This is a genomic window from Streptomyces sp. NPDC058239 (genome assembly GCF_042882185.1).
In the GTDB taxonomy this organism is placed as follows: domain Bacteria; phylum Actinomycetota; class Actinomycetes; order Streptomycetales; family Streptomycetaceae; genus Streptomyces.
Window position 1 is genome coordinate 1 of sequence record NZ_JBHVWS010000125.1, and the last position, 5,523, is coordinate 5,523.

Sequence of the window (5,523 nt, forward strand, 5' to 3'; positions counted from 1 at the left end):
ACGTGCTCGACCAGTGGCTGTCTCCGGTGGCGCCGGGGGTTGCCGGTGAGCTGTATGTGGCCGGTGCGGGTCTGGCGCGCGGGTATGTGGGCCGGGCGGGTCTGACGGCGGAGCGTTTCGTGGCCTGCCCGTTCGGTGAGCCCGGTGAGCGGCTGTATCGCACGGGTGACCTGGTGCGATGGAACGCGGAGGGCCGGCTGGAGTACCTGGGCCGGGCGGACGAGCAGGTCAAGATCCGCGGCTTCCGAGTCGAACCCGGTGAGGTCCAGGCCGTTGTCGCCGCGCACCCGCAGGTAGCCCAGGCGGCGGTGATCGCCCGCGAGGACATCCCCGGTGACCAGCGCTTGGTCGCCTACGTGGTCCCCTCCCAGGATCACCGTGATGGTGAAGTCACCGAGGAAGTACGTCAGTTCGTGACCGGGCGTCTGCCGGAGCACATGGTGCCTTCGGCGGTGGTGGTCCTGGATGTGCTGCCGCTGACGCCGAACGGGAAGCTGGACCGCAAGGCGCTGCCTGCCCCGGAGTACACGACCGGTTCCGGCCGCGGCCCCTCCTCCGTTCGCGAGGAGATCCTGTGCGCGGCGTTCGCCGAGGTTCTCGGCCTGGACAGCGTCGGTGTGGACGACAGCTTCTTCACCCTGGGCGGTCACTCCCTCCTCGCGATCCGTCTGGTCGAGATCCTGCGCACCCGCGGCGTTTCCGTCTCGGTGCGGGCGCTCTTCCAGACCCCGACCGTGGCCGGGCTCGCGATCGCGTCCGGCGCGGAGAGCGTCGTCGTTCCGCCGAACGCGATTCCGGAGGGCGCGCAGGCGATCACGCCGGAGATGCTGCCGCTGGTCGATCTGAGCGCCGAGGAGATCGAGCGGGTCGTCGCCACCGTCGAGGGCGGCGCGGCGAACGTCGCCGACATCTACCCGCTGGCACCGCTCCAGGAGGGGCTGCTCTTCCACCACCTGCTCGCCGACAGCGGCGAGGACGCCTACGTCAGGCCGACGGTGCTGGAATTCGACTCCCGCGAGCGACTGGGCGCGTTCACCAAGGCGCTTCAGCAGGTCATGGACCGGCACGACATCGCGCGAACCGCCATCGTGTGGGAGGGCCTGCGCGAGCCGGTTCAGGTGGTGTGGCGGCAGGCCCAACTTCCCTTCGAGGAAGTCGAACTCGACGCGCAGAGCACGGATCCGGTGCAGGATCTGCTGGCCGCGGTGGGTCTGTCGGTGGACCTGAGTCGGGCGCCGCTGCTCGGGCTGCACGCGGCGGCCGTCACGGACGGTCGTTGGCTGCTGCTGATTCGCGTGCACCACATGATCCAGGACCACACGGGTGTCTCACTCCTGCTGCGTGAGGTGGAGGCGTTCCTCGCCGGCCGGGGAGACGAACTGCCCGAGCCGCTGCCGTTCCGCGACTTCGTCGCGCAGGCCCGCGGCGGGGTGGAACGGGCCGCGCACGAGCGGTACTTCGCCGACCTGCTGGGCGACGTCGACGAGCCGACCGCGCCGTACGGCCTGGTCGACGCGTACGGCGACGGTGCGGACTCGGTGCAGGCGCGGCGGGACGTCGCGGCGGACATCGAGGCGCGGCTGCGTGAGGCGGCACGGCGGCTCAGTGCGAGCCCGGCCGCGGTGTTGCACGTGGCGTGGGCGCGGGTCCTCGACGCGGTCAGCGGCCGGGACGATGTGGTGTTCGGCACGGTGCTGTTCGGGCGGATGAACTCCGGTGCCGGTGCGGACCGGGTGCCCGGTCCCTTCATGAACACCCTGCCGGTGCGGGCACGCCTGGGCGACGGCACCGGGGTCCTCGCGGCGGTGCGGGCGATGCGCGGTCAGCTCGCCGCACTCCTCGAGCACGAGCACGCGCCGCTCACGCTGGCGCAGCAGGCCAGCGGCGTGCCGGGAGACGCTCCCCTGTTCACCTCGGTGTTCAACTACCGTCACAACACCGGATTCAGTGGTGGTGTGGCCGAGGTCGGCGACGGCATGGAGATGGTGTTCGTCCGCGAGCGCACCAACTACCCGCTGACCGTGATCTTCGATGACGACGGTGAGGGGCTGCGGCTGACGGTGGACGCGGTCGCTCCGATCGATGCGGACGCCGTGGCGGCGATGGTGAGCACGGCCACCGCGCACCTGGTGGCTGCGCTGGAAGAGGCGCTGGACGGCGGCCCCGACGCTCCACTGAGCGGCATCCCGGTGCTCGACGGCGCCCGGCGCCACCAGGTGCTCACCGAGTGGAACGACACCGCGGCCGAGGTGCCGACGGGGACGATTCCGCAGCTGTTCGAGGCGTGGGCGGCCCGTACCCCGGACGCGGTGGCGGTCGTCGCCGAGGGCGTCGAGGTGTCGTACGCGGAGCTGGACGCGCGTGCCAATCGTCTGGCGCGGCTGCTGGCAGGCCGGGGTGTGGGTCCGGAGTCCGTGGTCGCGGTGTGCCTGGAGCGTGGCGTCGACCTGATCGTGGCACTGCTGGGGGCACTCAAGGCTGGGGCTGCGTATCTGCCGGTCGACCCGGAGTACCCGGCCGACCGGATCGCGTACATGTGTGCCGACGCGGCCCCGGTGGCGGTCGTCGCCACGCGGGCCACCGCCGCCGTACTCCCGCAGGAGACGGCCGCCACGGTCGTGCTGCTCGACTCGCCCGAGGTTGCCGGGGCGCTGGACGCCCTGCCGTCGGCCGAGCTGGACGACGACGAACGGAGGGCTCCGCTGAAGGTGGCCCACCCCGCCTACGTGATCTACACATCCGGGTCCACGGGCCGCCCCAAGGGCGTCCTGGTGTCCCACGCAGGCGTGGCAAGCCTGGTGGCCGGCCACATCCGGTACTTCGGCGTGGGCTCGGGGCACCGCGTGGGGCAGTTCGCGTCGGCGAGCTTCGACACCTTCGGCTGGGAGTGGTTCATGGCGCTCCTGTCCGGGGCCGCCCTGGTGGTGGTCCCGCAGGAGCGGCGCCTGGGCACGGCGCTGCCCGAGTTCCTCACCGCCCACCGCGTGACGCACGTGACGCTGCCGCCCGCCGTCCTGGCCACCCTCGACGAGAAGTCGATCAGCACGGACACCGTGCTCGCCGTGGCGGGCGAGGCCTGCCCGCCGGAGGTGATGGCGCGCTGGGCGCGAGGCCGCGCGATGTTCAACTCCTACGGCCCGACCGAGACCACGGTCGATGCCACCCTGTGGCGCTGTGACCCCGACGCCGCCGAGGTGGCCGTCGGATCCCCGGTCATCAACACCCAGGTGTACGTGCTCGACGAGCACCTGACCCCCGCCCCGCCCGGTGTCACCGGCGAGATGTACGTGTCCGGTGCCGGACTGGCCCGCGGCTACCTCGGACGCGCGGCGCTGACCGCGGAACGGTTCGTGGCGAACCCGTTCGGCCCGGCAGGGGCCCGCCTGTACCGCACCGGCGACCGGGCTCGCTGGACCTTTGAAGGCAACCTGGTCTTCGCCGGCCGCTCCGACGACCAGGTGAAGATCCGAGGCTTCCGCATCGAACCCGGCGAGATCGAGAACGTGCTGGGCGGGCATCCCTCGGTTGCCCAGGCCGCGGTGATCGCCCGTGAGGACACCCCGGGTGACAAGCGCCTGGTGGCCTACGTCGTGCCCGCCGACGGCGCGGCGACGGCGCATCTGCCCGAGGCGCTCAACGGTCTCGCGGCCGAGCACCTGCCCGAGTACATGGTGCCCTCGGCGGTCGTCGTCCTCGACGAACTGCCGCTCACGGTGAACAAGAAGCTGGACCGCACGGCCCTGCCCGCCCCGGAGATCGCCGCCGCAACCACGGCCGGTCGTGCTCCGGCCGACGCGCGCGAGGAGATCCTGTGTGCCGTCTTCGCGCAGGTCCTCGGGGTGGAGTCGGTCGGGGTCGACGACGACTTCTTCGCCCTCGGCGGGCACTCCCTGCTCGCGGTGCGCCTGGCCAGCCGGGTGCGCTCGGCGCTCGGGGTCGACCTTGAGATCCGGGAGCTGTTCGACGCACCCACTGCGGCCGGCCTGGCCGCCCGCCTCGCCGGCGGGAGCACCACCCGGGCCGCCCTGACGGCACAGAAGCGCCCCGAGCGCCTTCCGCTGTCGTACGCGCAGGGCCGCCTTTGGTTCATAGGCCAGATGGAGGGCCCGAGCTCCACCTACAACATCCCGGTGGCACTGCGCCTGGGAGGCCGGGTGAACCGGGAGGCGCTGAATGCCGCGCTGTGCGATGTGATCGCCCGTCACGAGGTGCTGCGCACGGTGATGGCCACCACCGACGGCGGTGAGCCGTACCAGCGTGTCCTGGCTCCGGAGGAACTGGACTGGGAGCTGCTGTTGGGTGACGTCACTGCGGCAGGCGTGGATGCCGCGGTCACGGAAGCGGCGCGGTATGAGTTCGATCTGTCTGCCGAAGTGCCCATCCGGGCCCAACTGCTCGCAGTGACCCCGGATGAGCAGGTGCTCGTGGTGGTGGTGCACCACATCGCCGGTGACGGCTGGTCGATGGGTCCGCTGGCACGGGATGTGTCGGTGGCGTACGAGGCGCGTTGTGCGGGCCGTGCGCCCGAGTGGAAACCGCTGCCGGTGCAGTACGCGGACTACGCGCTGTGGCAGCGCGGACTCCTCGGTGACCAGGACGACCCGGAGAGCATGCTCTCCCGTCAGGTCGCCCACTGGCGCGAGGCGCTGGCCGGTGCTCCCGAAGAGCTGACGCTGCCCTACGACCACCCGCGTCCGGCGGTGGCCGGCCATGAGGGCCACCGACTGCCGCTGGACATCCCGGCGGAGGTGCATGCGCGTCTGGTGGAGGTGGCGCGTGCTGAGGGCGTGACGGTATTCATGGTGCTTCAGGCATCTCTCGCGGTGCTGCTGTCGCGCCTCGGCGCCGGCACCGACATCCCCATGGGCCTCGCGAGCGCGGGCCGTACCGACGAGGCCCTGGACGACCTGGTCGGTTTCTTCGTGAACACCTTGGTGCTGCGTGCGGATCTGTCGGGTGACCCGACGTTCCGTCAGCTGCTCACCCGGGTGCGGGAGGCGGGCCTGTCGGGCCTCGCCCACCAGGACGTGCCGTTCGAGCGCCTGGTGGAAGAACTCGCCCCGACGCGTTCCCTGGCCCGGCACCCCCTGTTCCAGGTGATGATCACCCTGCAGAACAACGCCGACGCTGTCGTAAATCTGCCTGGCGTACGCACCGAAGCGATACCCGCGGCCACCACGGTGGCCAGGTTCGACCTGGACGCCAACGTGGCCGAGTCCTTCGACGCCGACGGCGCACCGGCCGGCTTGAACGGTGTGCTGATCGTTGCCGCGGACCTCTTCGACCGCGCCTCGGGCGAACGGCTCGCGGAGCGCTGGGTGCGCGTCCTGGACGCGGTCACCACCAACCCGCGAACGCGGTTGGGTGCGGTGGATGTGTTGGGTGAGGTTGAGCGTCGTCGGGTGGTGTCGGAGTGGAATGACACGGCGGTTGAGGTGCCGGCGGTGTGTGTGCCGGAGTTGTTCGGGGTGTGGGTGGGTCGGATGCCGGATGCGGTTGCTGTGGTGGCGGATGGTGTGGAGG

1 protein-coding gene is annotated in these 5,523 nt (G+C 71.3%); it reads left to right on the forward strand.

The genetic code is table 11. The annotated features are described in order from the left end of the window. Positions 1-5,523 (forward strand): amino acid adenylation domain-containing protein (locus ACFVYE_RS47080; RefSeq protein ID WP_389609731.1); only part of this gene is annotated, 5,523 nt, incomplete at both ends.